This window comes from Microbispora corallina, from assembly GCF_016863035.1.
Classification (GTDB): domain Bacteria; phylum Actinomycetota; class Actinomycetes; order Streptosporangiales; family Streptosporangiaceae; genus Microbispora; species Microbispora corallina.
On the sequence record NZ_BOOC01000030.1, the window covers coordinates 23,161 to 40,608 of the forward strand.

Annotated in this window: 18 protein-coding genes; 6 read left to right on the top strand and 12 right to left on the bottom strand. The window is 71.6% G+C overall.

Annotated features, from left to right (window positions below):
- Positions 1-6 precede the first annotated feature (6 nt).
- Together Mco01_RS26200 and Mco01_RS26205 are read right to left on the bottom strand one after the other, a co-directional pair.
- Entirely contained in the window at positions 7-891 is an 885-nt protein-coding gene (locus Mco01_RS26200; protein ID WP_204059526.1) for a hypothetical protein, read from the bottom strand.
- A 150-nt stretch (positions 892-1,041) separates the two neighbouring features.
- Positions 1,042-1,551, bottom strand: coding sequence for a hypothetical protein (locus Mco01_RS26205; RefSeq protein ID WP_204059527.1), 510 nt, complete (start codon positions 1,549-1,551; stop codon positions 1,042-1,044).
- A 7-nt stretch (positions 1,552-1,558) separates the two neighbouring features.
- Here Mco01_RS26205 and Mco01_RS26210 point away from each other — a divergent pair, with 7 nt between their 5' ends.
- Together Mco01_RS26210 and Mco01_RS26215 are read left to right on the top strand one after the other, a co-directional pair.
- Positions 1,559-2,209, top strand: a complete 651-nt coding sequence (locus Mco01_RS26210) for a hypothetical protein (RefSeq protein ID WP_204059528.1) — start codon at positions 1,559-1,561, stop codon at positions 2,207-2,209.
- 270 nt (positions 2,210-2,479) lie between these two features.
- Positions 2,480-3,211, top strand: coding sequence for a hypothetical protein (locus Mco01_RS26215; protein ID WP_204059529.1), 732 nt, complete (start codon positions 2,480-2,482; stop codon positions 3,209-3,211).
- 15 nt (positions 3,212-3,226) lie between these two features.
- On the opposite strand, the gene Mco01_RS26220 is transcribed toward Mco01_RS26215, so the two are convergent.
- Positions 3,227-4,117 carry a class F sortase gene (locus tag Mco01_RS26220; RefSeq protein WP_204059530.1) on the bottom strand — a complete coding sequence of 297 codons (891 nt, stop codon included), beginning with the start codon at positions 4,115-4,117 and terminating at the stop codon, positions 3,227-3,229.
- An 11-nt stretch (positions 4,118-4,128) separates the two neighbouring features.
- Positions 4,129-5,559: a hypothetical protein gene (locus Mco01_RS26225; RefSeq protein ID WP_204059531.1), complete on the bottom strand. Its 1,431-nt coding sequence runs from the start codon at positions 5,557-5,559 to the stop codon at positions 4,129-4,131.
- Positions 5,560-5,779: 220 nt separating this feature from the next.
- On the opposite strand from Mco01_RS26225, the gene Mco01_RS26230 reads away from it, so the two are divergent.
- A complete protein-coding gene (locus Mco01_RS26230) occupies positions 5,780-6,925 on the top strand; it encodes an acyl-CoA dehydrogenase family protein (RefSeq protein WP_204059532.1) in 1,146 nt (381 codons plus the stop codon).
- Positions 6,926-6,931: 6 nt separating this feature from the next.
- On the opposite strand, the gene Mco01_RS26235 is transcribed toward Mco01_RS26230, so the two are convergent.
- From Mco01_RS26235 to Mco01_RS26250, 4 genes are all read right to left on the bottom strand, one after another.
- Positions 6,932-7,093 carry a hypothetical protein gene (locus Mco01_RS26235; protein WP_204059533.1) on the bottom strand — a complete coding sequence of 54 codons (162 nt, stop codon included), beginning with the start codon at positions 7,091-7,093 and terminating at the stop codon, positions 6,932-6,934.
- A 65-nt stretch (positions 7,094-7,158) separates the two neighbouring features.
- Positions 7,159-7,941, bottom strand: a complete 783-nt coding sequence (locus Mco01_RS26240) for an alpha/beta fold hydrolase (protein WP_204059534.1) — start codon at positions 7,939-7,941, stop codon at positions 7,159-7,161.
- A 176-nt stretch (positions 7,942-8,117) separates the two neighbouring features.
- Entirely contained in the window at positions 8,118-10,346 is a 2,229-nt protein-coding gene (locus Mco01_RS26245) for an ATP-binding SpoIIE family protein phosphatase (RefSeq protein WP_204059535.1), read from the bottom strand.
- A gap of 119 nt (positions 10,347-10,465) precedes the next feature.
- Entirely contained in the window at positions 10,466-11,170 is a 705-nt protein-coding gene (locus tag Mco01_RS26250; RefSeq protein ID WP_036328604.1) for an iron-dependent transcriptional repressor DtxR, read from the bottom strand.
- Positions 11,171-11,248: 78 nt separating this feature from the next.
- On the opposite strand from Mco01_RS26250, the gene Mco01_RS26255 reads away from it, so the two are divergent.
- Complete coding sequence (locus Mco01_RS26255; protein WP_204059536.1) at positions 11,249-11,860, top strand: UdgX family uracil-DNA binding protein; 612 nt, start codon at positions 11,249-11,251, stop codon at positions 11,858-11,860.
- Positions 11,861-11,901: 41 nt separating this feature from the next.
- On the opposite strand, the gene pdxH is transcribed toward Mco01_RS26255, so the two are convergent.
- Positions 11,902-12,546, bottom strand: coding sequence for a pyridoxamine 5'-phosphate oxidase (pdxH, locus tag Mco01_RS26260; protein WP_204059537.1), 645 nt, complete (start codon positions 12,544-12,546; stop codon positions 11,902-11,904).
- Positions 12,547-12,716: 170 nt separating this feature from the next.
- Between pdxH and Mco01_RS26265 the strand changes: the two genes are divergently transcribed.
- Entirely contained in the window at positions 12,717-13,823 is a 1,107-nt protein-coding gene (locus Mco01_RS26265) for a citrate synthase 2 (protein WP_204059538.1), read from the top strand.
- Between the two features lie 170 nt (positions 13,824-13,993).
- Positions 13,994-15,106, top strand: a complete 1,113-nt coding sequence (serC, locus tag Mco01_RS26270) for a phosphoserine transaminase (protein ID WP_204059539.1) — start codon at positions 13,994-13,996, stop codon at positions 15,104-15,106.
- Positions 15,107-15,138: 32 nt separating this feature from the next.
- Here the strand turns inward: serC and Mco01_RS26275 are convergent, their stop codons facing one another.
- The 3 genes from Mco01_RS26275 to Mco01_RS26285 all read right to left on the bottom strand — a co-directional run bounded on the left by Mco01_RS26275 (position 15,139) and on the right by Mco01_RS26285 (position 17,441).
- A complete protein-coding gene (locus Mco01_RS26275) occupies positions 15,139-15,714 on the bottom strand; it encodes a rhomboid family intramembrane serine protease (RefSeq protein ID WP_239103929.1) in 576 nt (191 codons plus the stop codon).
- A 157-nt stretch (positions 15,715-15,871) separates the two neighbouring features.
- Positions 15,872-16,651: a crotonase/enoyl-CoA hydratase family protein gene (locus tag Mco01_RS26280; protein WP_204059541.1), complete on the bottom strand. Its 780-nt coding sequence runs from the start codon at positions 16,649-16,651 to the stop codon at positions 15,872-15,874.
- A gap of 16 nt (positions 16,652-16,667) precedes the next feature.
- Positions 16,668-17,441 carry an SDR family NAD(P)-dependent oxidoreductase gene (locus Mco01_RS26285; protein ID WP_204059542.1) on the bottom strand — a complete coding sequence of 258 codons (774 nt, stop codon included), beginning with the start codon at positions 17,439-17,441 and terminating at the stop codon, positions 16,668-16,670.
- Positions 17,442-17,448: the final 7 nt, after the last annotated feature.

Consider the following 17,448-nt stretch of genomic DNA (forward strand, 5'->3'; position numbering starts at 1 on the left):
CCCGTCCTACTGCCGCACGGGCCGCCGGCGGGCCCGCATCATGAGTCCGCCCGTGGCCGCGGCGAGCATCAGGCCGGTGCCGGTGAGGACGAGGACCCGCCCGTCCGGGCCCGCCTCGCCGCCGCCGCCCGTCGCGGCGCCGCCGCCGGGCGTGTGGGTGACCTGCCCCGAGCGCCGCGACTTGGACGGGCTCGCGGTGACGGTCTCGTACACCGTCCGGGTGTGCCGCGGAGTGGGGCTCGTCGAGGTGCTGGGCGAGGTGCTCGCTGACGGCGTCGAGGACGCGGTCCCGACGGCGACCGTCGCGACCGCCGGCAGCGTGGACACCCCGGTCGTCGAGATCTTGCAGTCGTAGAGCAGCTCGGGCGTCGTGGAGCCGCTCGTGGCCGAGCCGAGCAGGTTCAGCTTGAAGTCCCTCGCCGTGAGGACGACCGACGTCGCGCCCGTGGACGGCGTGACCGTGATCGTCGCCACTGGGAGGGCCCCCATGGGCGAGCCGACGGGCGCTGAACTGAGCGAGGCGGAGGGGGACGGCGTGGACACCCCTGCGGCGCCCGAGGCCGAAATCGACGGCTCGACCTGGATCCACTTGTCCGTCCCGATGGCCACGGGCGCGGGCAGCGCGGAGGCCCCGGACGACAGCGTCAGCGTCGCGGTGAAGGCGGTGCCGACCGCGGCGCTCCCGTTCGCGGTCAACGACACCGTGAAGTCGTGCGTGACGGCGGCACCCGAGGACGGGGTGCACGTGTAACTGACCGTCTTGGTGTCGGCGTGCGCGTTGACGACCGCCAGACCGCCGAGGAGGACGCCCGCGCTGACCACTCCGGCCCCGGCGGCCCTCCGGACGACTCGGCCGCGTGCCCTGGACTTCAGCACTGACTTCTCTCCCATCCCGGATCCCCGTAGTAACAGGCGTACCAGCATTCCAGCATACGGTCACGGTCAGGTAGCGATCCTACGGACAAAGCCCCCCTAATGGCCTCTCTCTGCCGGGAATCCGTCAGGGAACGGCCAAGAAACGCCGCCCCCGGCGTACGGGTCCTAGACATGGCGCACGCCTCGTGCCGACGTCCGCGAGCCGGATCTGCGCAGCACGAGGCCGCCGGTCGCGGAGGCGGCCATCAGGACGGCGCCGGCGAGCACGAAGACCCGTCCGTCGGGGCCGATCTCGCCGCCGCCACCTGTCTGCGCGCCGCCCAGCGGAGTGCGGGAGATCTGGGCCGTCGCCCGGTGGGTGACGGTCGCGGTCGACGACACGGTCGAGGTGACCGTCGTGGTCGCCGACGCCGTGGTGGTCTCCGTGACCGTCTCGGTCGGGGCGGGAGAGTCGTCGGCGCCGTCGGTGCCGTCGTCGCTCGGCGTGGCGCTCGGGCTCGTGGCGGGGGACGACACGATCGTGAGGGCGACCGAGGCCCGCGAGCCGGACTCGGGAGCGGTGCAGGTGTAGAGGTCGTGGGTGGTCGTCCCGCTCTGCGGCGCGAGTTCCAGCCCGAAGTCGCCGGCCACCACGCCCACCGTCCCCACGGCGGTCGGGGTAAGGGTGATCACCATGTCGGGGATGGGCGCCAGCGTGGCCGTGGCCGGCACGGCGGTGCTGACGGTCGCCGAGGCGACGGGCGTCACGGTGACCGCCGGCACGGCGGCCGAGAACGGGTCGCCGGTCGTGTCCGTCGCCTCCGGGCTCGGGGAGCCGGTGCCCGCGTCGCCCGGCGAGGACGCGGCGTCCGTAGGCGTTCCGGAGTCGGTGGGCGTTCCGGAGTCGGTCGGAGACGAGGTGGCGTCGGCCGCGGTGTCCGAGAACTCGGAGCCGGCGCCGTCGCCCGACGGCGTGGTGCCGCTGCCGGAGGGGCTCGGGCTAGGGGAACTGGGAGACGGAGACGCGCCGCCGGCGGACGGGCTCGCGCTGCTTGACGGGGACGGGCTCCCGCTACTTGACGGCGTCGGGCTGCCGCTGCTCGACGGCGTCGGGCTCGCGCCGCCCGCGACCGGGGCTCCGGTGGCCTCGGCGGTCCCCTCGGCCACGATCACGTCGCCACTCGCGAGGCTCGTCCCCGCGACCATCGGCGACTGCCCGGCGCCGGGGCTGCCGGGCGTGATCCTCCAGGTGATCCGCGCGGTCTGCCCGGGCGTCACGCCGTCGGGGGCCTGGAGGGCGACGGTGACGGGGTACGTCGCCGTGGCCGTGCCGCCGAGGGCGGTGCAGGAGTAGAGGACGGTGGCGGAGCCGTCCTGCGCGAGCACCGGCCAGGCCATCAGCGCGATCGCACCCGCGCCCGCCGCCGCGGCCGCTCGCATGGCGATGCGCCGCCGCGCACTTCTGTGCCGGACGCTCACGTTGGGCACAGCTGTCTCTCCCACCACCGCGGTCACGATCAAGCGGGCCCAGTCTTCCAGGCTTTGACCGCGGGCATCACCAAAAGCGGACTTATGTCAGGAAACACTCAGGGAACCTTCACGGCATTCCCGGTGTATCGGGTGCATGAGACGACTACTCGTGGCGCTCGCCGCCGTGGCGGCGATCCTGGCATGGGCGCCCCCCGCGTACGCGGGGAACTGGGCGGTGACCGAACTCGACCCGCTCCCCTCCCGGATGGAGCCCGGAGTGGCCTACACGGTCGGCTACTGGGTCCTCCAGCACGGCACCCACCCGTTCGACGGCACGGCCGCGGAGCTCGGCACCACCGGGCTTCGCATCGTCGGGGAGAACGACAAGGGGGTCACGTTCGCCGGCACGCGACTGCCGGAGCCGGCCCACTACGCCGTTACGATCATCCTGCCGCCGGGCGTCTGGCGGTTGCAGGGCGTCCAGGGCGTCTTCGGGACGTGCGAGCTCGGCCTGCTCACCGTGCCGGGCGGACTGCGGCCGGTCCCGCCGGAGTTCCCCGCCGCGCCCGGCGGGGAGGTCAAGGACTACTGGGGCGACGCGAAGCCGCCCGGCTTCCCGTGGTCGTCGACCCCGGTCGCGGCCGCACCCGCGACACCCGCGGCCACGACGGCCGCACCCGTGCCAGCCACACCCGCGCCGGCCACGTCGGCGAAGGCCTCCTCGGCGTCCGGCGGCGTGCCGTACCCGCTGGCCGCCGTCCTCGTCCTGGCGGCGGGCGCGGCGGCGCTGCTCACCCGCAGGGGAGCCGGCCGGCGGGCGGAAGACGACGCCGCTGAGCCGGACGGCCCGGCTCAGGACGTGATCACAATCGGCCGGGGAAGCTGACCCCGACCGGGGACGTCACTTGCCCTGCACGCCGGTCAGCGTCGCGTACACGATGATGTTGTCGGTGTAGCTGTGCCGCTTGGCGTTGAAGACGCCGCCGCAGGTGACCAGCCGGAGCGAGGCCGTGATCGTGTTGCCGTAGACCCGCTTGGTGGGGAACGTCGTCTTCCCCACCTGCTCCACGCCGTCGACCGTGAAGATCGCGATCTTCCCGTCGGCGCGCAGCACCGAGATCTTGTTGCCCCGCTTCAGCTCGTGCAGGCGGCTGAAGACGGCCGCGCCCGTACGGGTGTTCACGTGGCCCAGGATGATCGCCGGTCCTTGGTCGCCGGGGGCCGGGCCGAGGCGGTACCAGCCGGTGAGGCTCGGCCGGCTCAGCGGAGGCGCCTGGATCTCGCCGGACTTCTGCACGCCGACGGCCCCGACCTTCGCCTTGACCCCGATGGACGGGATGCTGATCTTGACGGGCCGGCTGGACGTCTTCAGGGCCGTGGCCGTCTTCGACGACGAGGACGAGGACGTCGGGACGTTCACCGGCAGCGACGAGGACGAGGCGGTGGTCGTCGTCAGCGACAGCGGCGCGAACGGCTGGAGCGCGGGCGCCGGCGGCGGGGCCGTCGGGTCGGCCGCCGTCAGCGGCACCCCCGGGCCTCCCGGGCCGACGGTCGGCGGCAGGAACGCGACGTTCCCCGCGTCCTGGACGGTCGTCTGGTACCCGGGCACCTCCTCCGTCCCGGAGGAGGGCGCGAGGACGGCCAGCATGCCGGCCATCACGGCCACGATGCCGCCGAACGACCCGGCCACGAGCAGCGTCGCGAGGACGGGCTGCGGGAGCGACCGGCGCTTCGCGGGCGTGGCGGGCTGCTGAGGCTGGGGAGCCTGGCCCTCGGGAGGAGTGGCGGTCATCGTGATCCTCCTCAGACCGTGAGGTTCCGGTCGCCCGAGTGGGCCGCCCTGCGCCTGAGCAGGGCCACCCCGCTGAACACGCCTATCACCAGCATCACGCCGCCCGACCCGACGAGCAGCGGGCCGGACGCGGAGGTGCGGACCGGCTCCTCACCGGTCTGCGCCCCGCCCTTGGGGGTGACCCGCACCTGCGCCACGGTCGGCGTGGCGGTCAGCGTGACGGTCGTGGTGGCCGTCGGCGTCGGGCTTCCCTGCACCACCACCGCGACGACCTGGCTCTGCGACTGCGACGGAGTCGAGCTCGGCGACGCGGAGGCCGAGCCGCTCGGGCTGGGCGAACCGGACGGAGGAGGCGTGGAGCCACTGGGGTCGGGCGAACCGCTGGGAGAGCCCGAGGAGGACGGGGTCGTGGGCGGGGTCGTCCCGCCGCCGCCGCCGTCGCCGCCGCCACCGCCGATCGTCACCCGGACGGCCGTCGGCTTCTTGGTCGGCGTGCACACCGCCTGGAGCTGCTTCGGCGGGGTCATGATCTGCTCGGTGACGACGCGGAAGCCGTCCACCATGGCCCACTTGGCGTCCAGCTTCTTCACCGTGAGCGTGTGCTGCTTGTACGGCAGGCCGCGCATGCCCCACAGCGTGTGGTTGCCCTGGTTGGCGACCACCACCGGGTTCCCGTTCTCGTCCTTCGAGGCGTCGGCCGTGGCCGGGATGCCCGGCTTGCCGTCGATCGCGAACTGCACCTGCCCGGCGCGGTAGTCCTGCTCGGTGATGAAGTCGACGCCCGTGCCGGTGAAGGGGAAGGAGACCTCCGCGCCGGTGACCTCGCTCGCGTGGACGTCCTCGTGGATGTCCTTGAACTGCGGCGCGCGGTCGTTGTAGTCGGCCCAGTCCGAGCCGACGTACGCGATCGAGGGGTCGTCGTCGTTGACGACCGTCTCGGACGCCGGTGGGGTGAAGTCGATGAACAGCTTCTTGGGCACCAGTTCCAGCGTCCCGGCCTGGGTCGTGGACACCGCGCCGGAGATCAGCTCCGGCAGCTCGATCGGCCCGCCGTTCTGGAGCAGCGCCTGGTCCTTGTATCCGAGGGAGTTGAGCTCCCCGTTCCACAGGTCGCCGCTGATTCCGGAGACGCCGGTCGCGGACAGGCGGGCGCCGGGCTGGAACAGGCCGGGCGACAGGAACCGCGTGCCGTCCCGGTAGGCGACGCCCCACCGGACGTCGAGCGGCTGGCCCACGGCCAGGGCGGTCTGCAGCGTGAGCGTGACCTTGAGGTTGACCGGCGTGGGCGCCACGCCCTGGGGGCCGGAGACACACGTGTAGTTGAGGTCGATCTCGACCGCCTCGGCCCTGGCCGAGGTCAGGGGCAGCGCGAGGAGCACCCCTCCGGCCACGCTCACGACCGCGGCGGCGAGCGTGCGCCGCCCCGCTCTCCACCGAACCACGACGCGCTCCGATCGGGAAGCCTGGCCCCACGGGCAAGAACAGCAAACCGAGGCTAGATCTTACGGGTTACGTCAGGGGCTTATGGGGTGTAATCGACGATGGTGGCGGAGTTGTAATCGACTCGTCCACTAACGTGACGAGCCGCGACAATCGACCCCGAGAGACTAGAATCGTATTCTGGCCGCGGCAACGACCACGCGACTTCGGAAGGCGTACCCGATGCGGCGAGACCTCTTCGACGAGGAGCACGACCTCTTCCGCGAGACCGTCCGCGAGTTCATGGCTCGCGAGGTGGTCCCGCACCACGCGCAGTGGGAGCAGGACGGCATCGTCCCGAGAGAGGTGTGGAAGAAGGCCGGCGAGCTCGGCATGTTCGGCTTCTCGATCCCCGAGGAGTACGGCGGGTCGGGCATCACCGACTTCCGCTACAACACGGTGATCGTCGAGGAGATCATCCGCCACGGCGCGACCGGCCTCGGCTTCGGCCTGCACAACGACATCATGGCGCCGTACCTCGTCGACATGACCGACGACGAGCAGAAGCAGCGCTGGCTGCCCGGGTTCGCCTCCGGTGAGCTGATCACGGCCATCGGCATGACCGAGCCGGGCGCGGGCAGCGACCTGCAGGGGGTGCGGACGACCGCCGTCCGCGAGGGCGACCACTACGTCGTCAACGGGCAGAAGACGTTCATCACGAACGGCATCAACTCCGACCTCGTCGTCGTGGTGACCAAGACCGATCCCACGGCCGGGGCGCGGGGCACGACCCTGCTGGTCGTCGAGCGCGGCATGGAGGGGTTCACCCGCGGCCGCAATCTCGAGAAGGTCGGCATGCACGCCCAGGACACGGCCGAGTTGTTCTTCGAGAACGTCCGGGTACCGGTGGCCAACCGCCTCGGCGGCGAGGAGGGCCAGGGCTTCATCCAGCTCATGGTCAACCTGCCCCAGGAGCGGCTGTCGATCGCCGTCGCGGCCGTCGCCGCCGCCGAGACCGTGCTGGAGCAGACGATCGAGTACTGCAGGAGCCGCAAGGCCTTCGGCAGGAACATCGGGCAGTTCCAGAACACCCGCTTCCTGCTGGCCGAGCTGTCGACCGAGGTGGAGATCGCCCGCCACTACGTCGACAAGTGCATCCTCGCGCTGAACGCCAAGGAGCTGACGGTCGTGGACGCGGCCAAGGCCAAGTGGTGGACGACCGAGCTGCAGAACAAGGTCATCGACCGGTGCCTCCAGCTTCACGGCGGCTACGGCTACATGCTGGAGTACCCGGTCGCCAAGGCATGGCTCGACAGCCGCGTCCAGACGATCTACGGCGGCACGACCGAGATCATGAAGGAGATCATCGGCCGCTCGTTCGGCTTCTGACCCCGGTCAGCGGTGCTGCTGACCCCAGATGGCGAGCATGGCGATGATGAACACGATCATCACGCCTACGTAGGCCACCGGGCCCAGCCGGAAGAACCTGCGCACCCGGTTCAGCAGCCACGCGAACAGGAACGCCAGGAAGACCAGAAGGATGAGTCCGGGGTCCATGCTGATCAGTATGCGCGGCTTTCGCCTCCGGCGCGGGCTTGCCGGAGGGGAAGGCCCCCGGACCCTCAGGAGTCGCGGCTGCCCTCGATGACGATCCGCGCCACGAGCGCGGGGTCGTCGCTCATCGGCAGGTGGCCGCACCCCTGGAGGATCTTGACCCGCTGCCCCGCCCACCGGGCCGCCCGTACGGCCTGCCGGTACGGCGGCAGCAGCCGGTCGTGCTCGCCCCACGCGAGCGTGATCGGCACCTTGGGCGGGGCGGGCGGCGGCGTCCACGACATCGCCTCAAGCGTCTCGTCGAAGCCCGGGCAGGTCCCCAGCGCGTGGGCGGCGGCCAGCACCGCCTCGTCCGAGATCCGGTCGGGCCTGGCGACCAGCAGGCCCATGGCGGCCGCCTTGCCCCACGGAGTCGAGGTCAGCGCCGCGGCCAGTCCGCCTCGCCCGGCGCCGGCGGTCGCCCGCAGCACGCGCAGCACCATGCGCGCGTACAGGTGCTCAGGCCGGGACCAGAACCCGGCCGGCGAGAGGGCGACGGCCGAGCGGACGGTCCCGCCCGACGCCAGGTCGAGCGCGATGTAGCCGCCGAGCGAGTTGCCCGCGACGTGCGGGGCGTCGACGCCGAGCCCCCGCCAGAACTCCTCGACCGCGCCGCCGAGCGTCTCCGGCGTGTACGGGATGCCGGCCGGCAGCGGCGGGGACTCGCCGAAGCCCGGCAGGTCGACCGCGATGACGTCGTGCCGCTCGGCGAGCAGGTCCAGCACCGGCAGCCAGCCCTGCCGGTGGTGGCCGATGCCGTGCAGCAGGACGAGCGGCGGCCCGCTGCCCCGGCGGTCGTAGGCGAGCTCCATACCTGCGAGTCAAGCACCGAACGGCCGCACCGGCCAGCGTCCGCGCCCATGGACACGCCTTGGGCTGCCAGGGGCGGTCAGGGCGGCTCGCCGGTGCTCCACGCGGTCCGGGACCGGCCGGGGGCGTGCGGGAGGCCAGTGCCGCCTTCTCGCCCGCCGCGAGGAACGACCGCCGGTCAGCGGCCGCCGATGGGGATCTCGAACCAGACGGCCTTGCCCTCGCGCGTCGGCCGCGAGCCCCAGCGCCGGGCCAGCTGGTCGACCAGGTAGAGGCCGCGGCCGCCCTCGTCGTTCTCGCCGGCGCTGCGGATGCGGGGCAGCCGCAGGTCCTGGTCGAAGACCTCGACCCAGATGGACTCCCCGCCGCGGCGCAGCCGGAGCATGAACTCCTTGTCTCCGGCGATCTCCTCTTCGAACCCCGGCACGTCCCACGACTCGTCGAACGGCAGCGGCGGGCCGTCGAAGACCAGCTCCCGCCGGGGGACGCTGGCGCTCGCCGCGTGCAGGACCACGTTGGTCACGACCTCGGAGACCAGCAGGCAGGCCAGCTCGGCGCGCTCCTCGGGGACCCGCCATGCCGCGAACGCCTCCGCCGCCATGCGGCGCGCCTCGCTCACCATGATCGGCTGCGCCGGGAACGTGCGCTCCTCGACCTCCAGCTCGCTGCCGGCGGACCTGACCACGAGGATCGCCATGTCGTCGTCGATCTCGCCCGGGACGGCGACGGTCGCCATGTCGGCGATCCGCTCGACGGGCTCGTTGGAGACCTTGGCGAGCTTCTCGAACAGCACCCCGAGCGTCTCGTCGTCGCTGGGCGGGGCGCCCTCGGCGTCGCGCGGCGGCCGCCGGTCGACCAGGCCGTCGGTGTAGAGGAGCAGCGTCGCGCCGGGCGGCAGCGTCCGCGTCTCCTCCTTGTAGACCAGGTCGGCGTGGACGCCCTTGGCGCGCACCCCGAGCGGCTGGCCGACCTCGGTGATGTCGAGCTCCGTCACGTTGCCGTCGACGATCAGCAGCGGCGGGGCGTGACCGGCGTTGGCGAACGACAGCTGGCGCGACCACGCGTCGTACACCATGTACTGGCAGGTGACGATCGGCGGATTGGTGATGTCGGCGCCGAAGTCGTCGTGTTCCGGCGCGGCGACGATCCTGGTCCACTCGTCCAGGCGGGCGAGGATGTCGGCGGGTGGCTTGTCGTCCTGGGCGAAGGCCCGCAACGCGGCCCTGAGCTGGCCCATGACCGCCGCCGCCTTGGCCCCGCGGCCCTCGACGTCCCCGATCACGATGCCGACGCGGCCGGCCGACAGCGGGATCACGTCGTACCAGTCGCCGCCGACCTGGGTCTGGATGCCCTGCCCGTGGGAGGCGAGCGGGGCGGCCGGGTAGTAGCGGACGGCGATCTCCAGGCCGTCGAGCGAGGGCAGCGGCTGACGCGGGAGCAGGTTCTTCTGGAACGACTCGGCCGTGTGGCGCTCCTCCTCGAAGAGCAGCGCGTTGTCGACGGCGAGCGCTACCCGGGTTGCGATGGCGCCCACGAAGTCGCGGTCGAAGGTGTCGTAGTGGGGCGAGCGCCGGTCGGTCAGGTTGGACATGCCGAGATACATCAGCCCGAGCGTCTCCCCGCGCACGCACAGCGGCGCGACGATCGCCGAGGTCATCCCGATCTCCCCGCACACGCGGGCCGCGCCCTCGCTCGGGGCGGGGTAGCTGACCTGCGAGAAGTCCTCGACGAGGATCGTCTCCTGGCGGCGGATGGCAATGTCGGCGTAGTGGCCGGGCGGGTACCGGATCTCGCCGCCCACCGGCTGCCAGCTGTCCGGTGGCGGCGTCCAGCCGTGGACGTGCGTCGACACCTTGCGGATCAGCCGGTCGCCCTCGACGAGCTCGATGAAGCAGTGGTCGGCGAACTGGGGGACCAGCATCTCGGCGACGCGGTTGAGGGTCTCCTCGACGTACAGCGAGCCGGCGAGCCGCTCGCCGATGCGCTCCAGCAGGCCGAAGCGGTCCTTCTCGCGCTCGTTGCTGCGCATCGCCTCGCGCGCGGTGATCACGATGCCGGTGACGGAGCCGGACGGGTGGCGCAGCGGGACGGCCTGGGCGCGCACGTAGATCATCGTGCCGTCGCCGCGGACCACGTCGAAGGTGCCCTCCCACACCCCGCCCCGCAGCACGTGCTTGGCGAGGTCGACGGCGAGAGGGTGGTCCTTCTCCATGATCCCCAGCGAGAGCAGGGACTCCTTGCCGGTGGGGGCGCCGACCCGGCCGAACAGCTGCTCGGCGAACGGGTTCCAGTAGAGGACGTTGCTGAAGCGGTCGGTGACGACCACGGCCATCTCGGCGTGATCGAGGACGGAGCCGGCGGTGAGGTGGTCGTCGGTGTCCTGTGACAGGTCTCCCCAGCGTCTCATCCCACGACCACCCCTCGACGGGGTGCTTTCGCTATGCCGGGCACGGGCGCTCCTGCAAGGGCTGGGTCGCGAGAAATGAGGGACTCCCTATGGGATTCAACCAGGCACAACTCTTTCCGTCATCGTCTGGTGACGAAAACGTGAGCGGCGACGTCGCGCGGAAGATCCACGGCCGTGCTGCCCGCCTCACCATCACCCGTCACCCGCACACCGTCGTCGCTCGCCGCGAGCGTCACCTCGCGTCCGGGTTGTATCCCAACTTGCTTGAGTTTAAGCATCACGGCGGGGTCGCTTTGCACTTGTTCGCTGATTCGGCGCACTACAACCGGGGTCTCCGCCGCACCGGCGAGGTTCGCCATGGGAGACACCATCTCATCTGCGGAGAATCCGGACTGGGCCACCCCGAGCTCGTCAAGACCGGGGATCGGGTTGCCGTGCGGGCAGAACCGGGGATTGTCGAGAAGGTTCACGAGCCGGCTCTCCACCGACTCCGACATCACGTGCTCCCACCGGCACGCCTCGATGTGGACCTCTTCCCACGGCATGCCGATGACCTGGGTGAGGAGGCACTCCGCCAGGCGGTGCTTGCGCATGACGCGGATGGCCAGCGTGCGGCCGCGCTCGGTCATGCTGAGATGCCTGTCCCCCTGCACCTTGACGAGGCCGTCGCGCTCCATACGTGCCACCGTCTGGCTGACCGTCGGACCGCTCTGCTGCAGGCGCTCCGCGATGCGGGCGCGCAGAGGCACGATGCCTTCCTCTTCGAGTTCGAAGATCGTACGGAGATACATCTCCGTCGTGTCGATCAGGCCGTGTGCGGTCAAGGCTCCTCCAGTCCTTGTAAATCGATGCTACGACCTCCCCCGCGTTCGCAGGTGACCTTATTGGGGAAGCGACCCAGGATGGGAAACATCGGAGCCGAACGATTCCTTCCTGGCGAAGTCAGCCTGCCCGCGCTCCGTGAGGCCGCCCGGCACTGCGAGGGGTGCGACCTCTACCGGAACGCCACCCAGACCGTGTTCGGCGACGGCGTCCCCGACGCCACCTTCATGCTCGTCGGCGAGCAGCCCGGCGACCAGGAGGACCGGCGGGGGACCCCGTTCGTCGGTCCGGCCGGTCACATGCTGGACAAGGCGCTCGAAGAGGCGGGGATCGACCGCGAAAGGGTCTACGTGACGAACGCGGTCAAGCACTTCAAGTTCGAGCCACGCGGCAAGCGGCGCATCCACCAGAAGCCGAACGCGGCCGAGATCGACGCCTGCCGCCCCTGGCTGGAGGCCGAGATGCGGCTGGTGGACCCGCTCGTGACGGTGGTGCTGGGCGCCACGGCCGCCCGGGCGCTGCTCGGGCCGTCCTTCCGGGTCACCCGGCACCGGGGGGAGCCGGTCCCCCGCCGCGACGGCGCGTACTACGTGGCGACCATCCACCCGTCCGCCATCCTGCGCGCGCCGGACAGGGACGCGGCCTACGACGGCTTCCTGGCGGACATCAGGGTCGCCGCGGCGCTGCCCTGACCGGTGACGTGCGTACACGCGGGCCCTCGGGGCCGCCGGTCTCAGGGCGCGAGCCGCTCGCGCACCCACGAGCCTCCCGTCAGGCGGTAGCGCAGCCGGTCGTGCATGCGGTCGGTCTGCCCCTGCCAGAACTCGACCTCGGACGGCATGACCCGGAAGCCTCCCCAGAAGTCCGGCAGCGGCGGGTCCTGCGGCCAGCGCCTGGCGAGCTCCTCGTACCTCCGGTCGAGCTCCTCCCGCGAGGCGACCACGGCCGACTGCCGGGAGGCCCACGCCGCGATGCGGGAGCCGTACGGGCGGGAATGGAAGTAGGCGGCGCTGTCCTCGCGCGGGAGCCGGACCACCCGGCCCTCGACGCGGACCTGGCGCCGGATCGGATGCCAGGGGAACAGCAGACAGGCACGTGGGTTCTCGGCGAGGTCGCGGCCCTTGCGAGACTCGTAGTTGGTGAAGAAGACGAACCCGCGCTCGTCGAAGCCCTTGAGGAGGACGGTGCGGGCGGAGGGGCGGCCGCCCGCGGAGCTGGTGGCCACGATCATCGCGTTGGGTTCCGGCAGGCCCGCGGCCACCGCGTCGCCGAACCAGACGGCGAACTGCTCCATCGGGTCGTCGGCCATGCCGGACTCGAGCAGGGGCTCGCCCTCGTAACTGTGGCGGAGCCCGGGGAGTTGCGAAGCGCTGTCCACGGAACGGTATTCTTGCGCGCTCGGTTGATGTCCCGCGCGTTACCCCCTACCAGGGAGAACGGCGTGGGGGAGGGCCGGGGGCACAACAGTGCCGCGCTGAGGGTTAAATTGACCCGCCGGTATCTCGACATCAAGGCTCTGGACTTCACAAGAGAGGGAGGCGGCCGAGAATGTCCGACTTCAAACCCGGGCTCGAAGGCGTGGTCGCGTTCGAGACCGAGATCGCGGAACCGGACAAAGAAGGGGGCGCCCTGCGGTACCGGGGCGTCGACATCGAAGAGCTCGTGGGCAACGTCTCCTATGGACATGTCTGGGGCCTGCTCGTCGACAACACGTTCCAGCCGGGCCTTCCCCCGGCGGAGCCGTACCCCGTTCCCGTCCATTCCGGCGACATCCGCGTAGACGTGCAGAGCGCGCTGGCCATGCTGGCGCCCGCCTTCGGCTTCCGCCCGCTGCTCGACATCGACGACGACCAGGCCCGCGACGACCTCGCCCGCGCCTCGGTCACCGCGCTGTCGTTCGTGGCGCAGTCGGCCCGCGGCCTCGGCCTGCCCATGGTCCCGCAGAAGCGGGTCGACGAGGCCGAGAGCATCGTCGAGCGCTTCATGATCCGCTGGCGTGGCGAGCCCGACCCGCGCCATGTCAAGGCCATCGACGCCTACTGGACCTCGGCGGCCGAGCACGGCATGAACGCCTCCACGTTCACCGCCCGCGTCATCGCCTCCACCGGCGCCGACGTGGCCGCCGCCCTGTCGGGCGCGGTGGGCGCGATGTCCGGCCCGCTGCACGGCGGCGCCCCGGCCCGCGTCCTGCACATGATCGAGGGCGTCGAGCAGATGGGCGACGCCCGCAAGTACGTCCAGAGCGAGCTCGACAAGGGCCAGCGGCTCATGGGCTTCGGCCACCGCGTCTACCGCGCGGAGGACCCGCGGGCCCGCGTCCTGCGCCGTACGGCGAAGGAGCTGGGCGCGCCGCGCTACGAGGTCGCCGCCGCGCTGGAGACCGCCGCGCTGGAGGAGCTGCACGCCCGCAAGCCGGACCGCGTCCTGGCGACCAACGTGGAGTACTGGGCCGCGGTGATCCTCGACTTCGCCGAGGTTCCCTCGCACATGTTCACCTCGATGTTCACCTGCGCCCGCACGGCCGGGTGGGCCGCCCACATCCTGGAGCAGAAGCGCACGGGCAGGCTGGTCCGCCCCAGCGCCGACTACGTGGGCCCGAAGCAGCGCTCGATCAACGAGGTCCCCGGCGCCACCGAGGTCGTCGGCAGGATCTGAACCGCCCCGAGAGGGCCCGCGATCCCCGGGACCGCGGGCCCTTCGCGTGCCGGCGACATGTCCTTCTCACGGCCCGGCGTCCGGCATGCCCCCGACGACGCGGTGAGACGTGGGTCTCAGAATCCGGACCCGCGTCGGGACCACGGCCCGGGCTCACTACGCTGGACCACGTGGCTGACATCGTGATTCCCGCTGACATCAAGCCCGCCGACGGCCGCTTCGGCTGCGGGCCCTCGAAGGTACGTCCCGAGCAGCTCGCCGCTCTCGCCGAGGCCGGAGCGAGCGTCATGGGCACGTCCCACCGCCAGAAGCCCGTCAAGAACCTGGTCGGCCGGGTCCGCGCGGGCCTCGCCGAGCTCTTCTCCCTCCCCGAGGGCTACCAGGTCGTCCTCGGCAACGGCGGCACGACGGCCTTCTGGGACATCGCCTCCTTCGGGCTCATCCGGGAGAAGTCGCAGCACCTCCACTTCGGCGAGTTCTCCTCGAAGTTCGCCGCGGTGGCCGCCAAGGCCCCCTGGCTGGCCGAGCCGACCGTGATCAAGTCGGAGGTCGGCAGCCACCCCCTGGCCCGCGCCGAGGAGGGCGTGGACGTCTACGCGCTCACCCACAACGAGACCTCGACCGGCGTCGCCATGCCGATCGAGCGCGTCGTGGACGACGAGTCGCTGGTCCTCGTCGACGCGACCAGCGGCGCGGGCGGCCTGCCCGTGTCGGCCGAGCAGTTCGACGTCTACTACTTCGCCCCGCAGAAGAGCTTCGCCTCGGACGGCGGCCTGTGGATCGCGCTGTTCTCGCCCAAGGCCCTCGACCGGGTGTCGGAGATCGAGGCGAGCGGGCGCTTCGTGCCCGAGTTCTTCAGCCTGCCGACCGCCATCGACAACTCGTCGAAGGACCAGACCTACAACACGCCGGCCGTCGCCACGCTGTTCCTGCTGGCCGACCAGATCGACTGGATGAACTCCCAGGGCGGCCTCGCCTGGACCACGGCCCGGTCGGCCGACTCGGCCTCCCGGCTCTACACCTGGGCCGAGAAGACGTCGTACACGACCCCGTTCGTGGCCGACCCCGCGCAGCGCTCCAACGTCGTCGGGACGATCGACTTCGACGACTCGGTCGACGCCGCGGCCGTGGCCAAGGTGCTGCGGGCCAACGGCATCGTGGACACCGAGCCGTACCGCAAGCTCGGCCGCAACCAGCTGCGCATCGCGATGTTCCCCGCGATCGACCCGGCCGACATCGAGGCGCTGACCGCCTGCGTCGACCACGTGGTCGAGCGGCTCTAGGCACCGCCGTTCGCCGCCGCCGCGCCCGTCAGTCAGGAGGCGCGGCGGCGCAGCAGCCAGGCGGCGAGGACACCGCCGATCAGCCCGAAGAGGTGGCCCTGCCAGGAGATGCCCGGCTGGGACGGCAGGGCGCCCCACAGGATCGAGTAGTACAGCACGGCGACGACGACGCCGAGGACGATGTCGAGGGCCCGGCGGTCGAAGAGCCCCCGGGCCACGACATAGCCGAAATATCCGAACACGAGGCCGCTTGCGCCGATCGTCAGCGTGTTCGGCGGGCTGGTGAACCACACGCCCAGCCCGCTCACCACGATGATCACGAGGCTCGCGGCGAGGAACCGGCCGATCCCCCGGATCGCCGCCACGAAGCCCAGGATCAGCAGCGGCAGCGAGTTGGCCATGAGATGGCCGAACCCCGCGTGCAGGAACGGGGCGAAGACGATTCCGGTCAGCCCATCCGGCTCGTGGGCCACGATGCCGTACCGGTCGAGCCGGCCATCCTCGACGTAGTCGACCACCTCGACCGCCCACATCACGCCCACGAGGGCGATCATGAGGATCGCGCTGCCGAGGGCGCCGCTGACGAGCCTCGCTGTACGGTCCTTCATCGACCGGCCGGATGGAGGAAGTCCGGTCCCGGAATCACTCATGGCCTTAAGGTACGCAGTCCCGCTCACGAACGAGCGATCTGCCCCGTAAGCACAGCCTTATGTATGGAAACGCCCGGGACTCGCGAGCCCCGGGCGTCGTCCTCCAGCGGAGGCGTCACTCGCCCTTCCAGACGGGCGCCCGCTTCTCGGCGAAGGCGGCGGCGCCCTCCATGGCGTCCTTGGAGCCGAACACCGGGTTGACGATCTCGCCCTGCTTCCTGAACATCTCGTCCCGCGACCAGTCGGCCGACTCGATCATCACGCGCTTGGTGGCGGCCAGCGCCAGCGGCGCGTTCGCGGCGATCGTCCGGGCCAGCCCGAGCGCGCCCTCCAGTGCGCCGCCAGCGGGGGTGACCCGGTTGACGAGCCCCAGCTCGTACAGCCGGGACGCCGGGTAGTGGTCGCCGGTCAGCGCGATCTCCATCGCGATGTGGTACGGGATGCGGCGCGGCAGCCGCATCACGCCGCCGGCGCCCGCGACCAGGCCGCGCTTGGGCTCCGGCAGGCCGAATCTGGCCTCTTCGGACGCGACGACGATGTCGCACGCGAGGGCCAGCTCGAACCCGCCGGCCAGCGCGTACCCCTCGACGGCGGCGAGCAGCGGCTTGCGCGGCGGCGCCTCGACGAGCCCGCCGAACCCCCGGCCCTCCACCACGGGCAGGTCGCCCGTGAGGAAGCCCTTGAGGTCCATGCCGGCGGAGAACGTGCCGCCCGCCCCCGTGAGGACGATGGCGGACACGTCGCTCCGCTCGTCCAGGTCGTCCAGGGCGGCGGCTATGCCGCGCGCCACGGCGCCGTTCACGGCGTTCCTGGCCCTGGGCCGGTTGATCGTGATGACGGCGACCCCGCCGTCCACCTCTACGAGTACTTCTTCCGCCTCGGCAGCGTCGGACACCTGATCTCCCCTGCGGTCACTTGGGCTGGAAGCGGATGCCGCCGTCGAAGCGGATGACCTCGCCGTTCATGTAGTCGTTCTCGACGAGCGAGCGCACGAGGTGGGCGAACTCCGACGCCCGGCCCATGCGCTTGGGGAACGGCACCGGCGCGGACAGCTTGGCCTTGAACGCCTCGGCCTCCGGCCCGCTCCCGTAGATCGGCGTGTCGATGATGCCGGGGGCGATGGTCAGCACCCGCACGCCGATCGCGGCCAGGTCGCGGGCCGCGGGCAGGGTCATGCCGATGATGCCGCCCTTGGAGGCGGAGTAGGCCACCTGGCCGGTCTGGCCCTCGATGCCGGCGACCGAGGCCGTGTTGATCACCACGCCGCGGGCGCCGTCGGCGTCGGCCGGCTCGGTCTTCGCCATGGCCGCCGCACCGATGCGCATGAGGTTGAACGTGCCGATCAGGTTGACGTCGATCACCTTGCGGTACGACGCGAGGTCGTGCGGCGAGCCGTCGCGGCCCACCGTCCGGGAGGCCCAGCCGATGCCCGCGCTGTTGATCACGGCGCGCAACGGCCTGCTGGTGGCGACCGCGGCGTCCACGGCGGCCTGGACCGAGCCCTCGTCGGACACGTCGGTCTGCGCGAACACGCCACCGAGCTCGTCGGCCAGCGCCTTGCCGCGCTCGGCGTTGAGGTCGGCGATGACCACGGTCGCGCCGATGCGGGCCAGCTCGCGGGCCGTCGCCTCGCCGAGGCCGCTGGCGCCGCCCGAGATGATTGCTGCTGCTCCGTTCAGATCCATAGCGGGA

What these genes read in the sequence shown, in the direction of transcription:
- Mco01_RS26220 (WP_204059530.1), bottom strand. Translation starts at nt 4,117, where the DNA reads ATGACCGCCACTCCTCCCGAGGGCCAGGCTCCCCAGCCTCAGCAGCCC.
- Mco01_RS26255 (WP_204059536.1), top strand. Translation starts at nt 11,249, where the DNA reads ATGGGAAACATCGGAGCCGAACGATTCCTTCCTGGCGAAGTCAGCCTG.
- Mco01_RS26245 (WP_204059535.1), bottom strand. Translation starts at nt 10,346, where the DNA reads ATGAGACGCTGGGGAGACCTGTCACAGGACACCGACGACCACCTCACC.
- Mco01_RS26200 (WP_204059526.1), bottom strand. Translation starts at nt 891, where the DNA reads ATGGGAGAGAAGTCAGTGCTGAAGTCCAGGGCACGCGGCCGAGTCGTC.
- Mco01_RS26265 (WP_204059538.1), top strand. Translation starts at nt 12,717, where the DNA reads ATGTCCGACTTCAAACCCGGGCTCGAAGGCGTGGTCGCGTTCGAGACC.
- Mco01_RS26210 (WP_204059528.1), top strand. Translation starts at nt 1,559, where the DNA reads ATGGGCGCCAGCGTGGCCGTGGCCGGCACGGCGGTGCTGACGGTCGCC.
- Mco01_RS26285 (WP_204059542.1), bottom strand. Translation starts at nt 17,441, where the DNA reads ATGGATCTGAACGGAGCAGCAGCAATCATCTCGGGCGGCGCCAGCGGC.
- Mco01_RS26240 (WP_204059534.1), bottom strand. Translation starts at nt 7,941, where the DNA reads ATGGAGCTCGCCTACGACCGCCGGGGCAGCGGGCCGCCGCTCGTCCTG.
- Mco01_RS26235 (WP_204059533.1), bottom strand. Translation starts at nt 7,093, where the DNA reads ATGGACCCCGGACTCATCCTTCTGGTCTTCCTGGCGTTCCTGTTCGCG.
- Mco01_RS26230 (WP_204059532.1), top strand. Translation starts at nt 5,780, where the DNA reads ATGCGGCGAGACCTCTTCGACGAGGAGCACGACCTCTTCCGCGAGACC.
- Mco01_RS26215 (WP_204059529.1), top strand. Translation starts at nt 2,480, where the DNA reads ATGAGACGACTACTCGTGGCGCTCGCCGCCGTGGCGGCGATCCTGGCA.
- Mco01_RS26205 (WP_204059527.1), bottom strand. Translation starts at nt 1,551, where the DNA reads ATGGTGATCACCCTTACCCCGACCGCCGTGGGGACGGTGGGCGTGGTG.
- Mco01_RS26275 (WP_239103929.1), bottom strand. Translation starts at nt 15,714, where the DNA reads ATGAAGGACCGTACAGCGAGGCTCGTCAGCGGCGCCCTCGGCAGCGCG.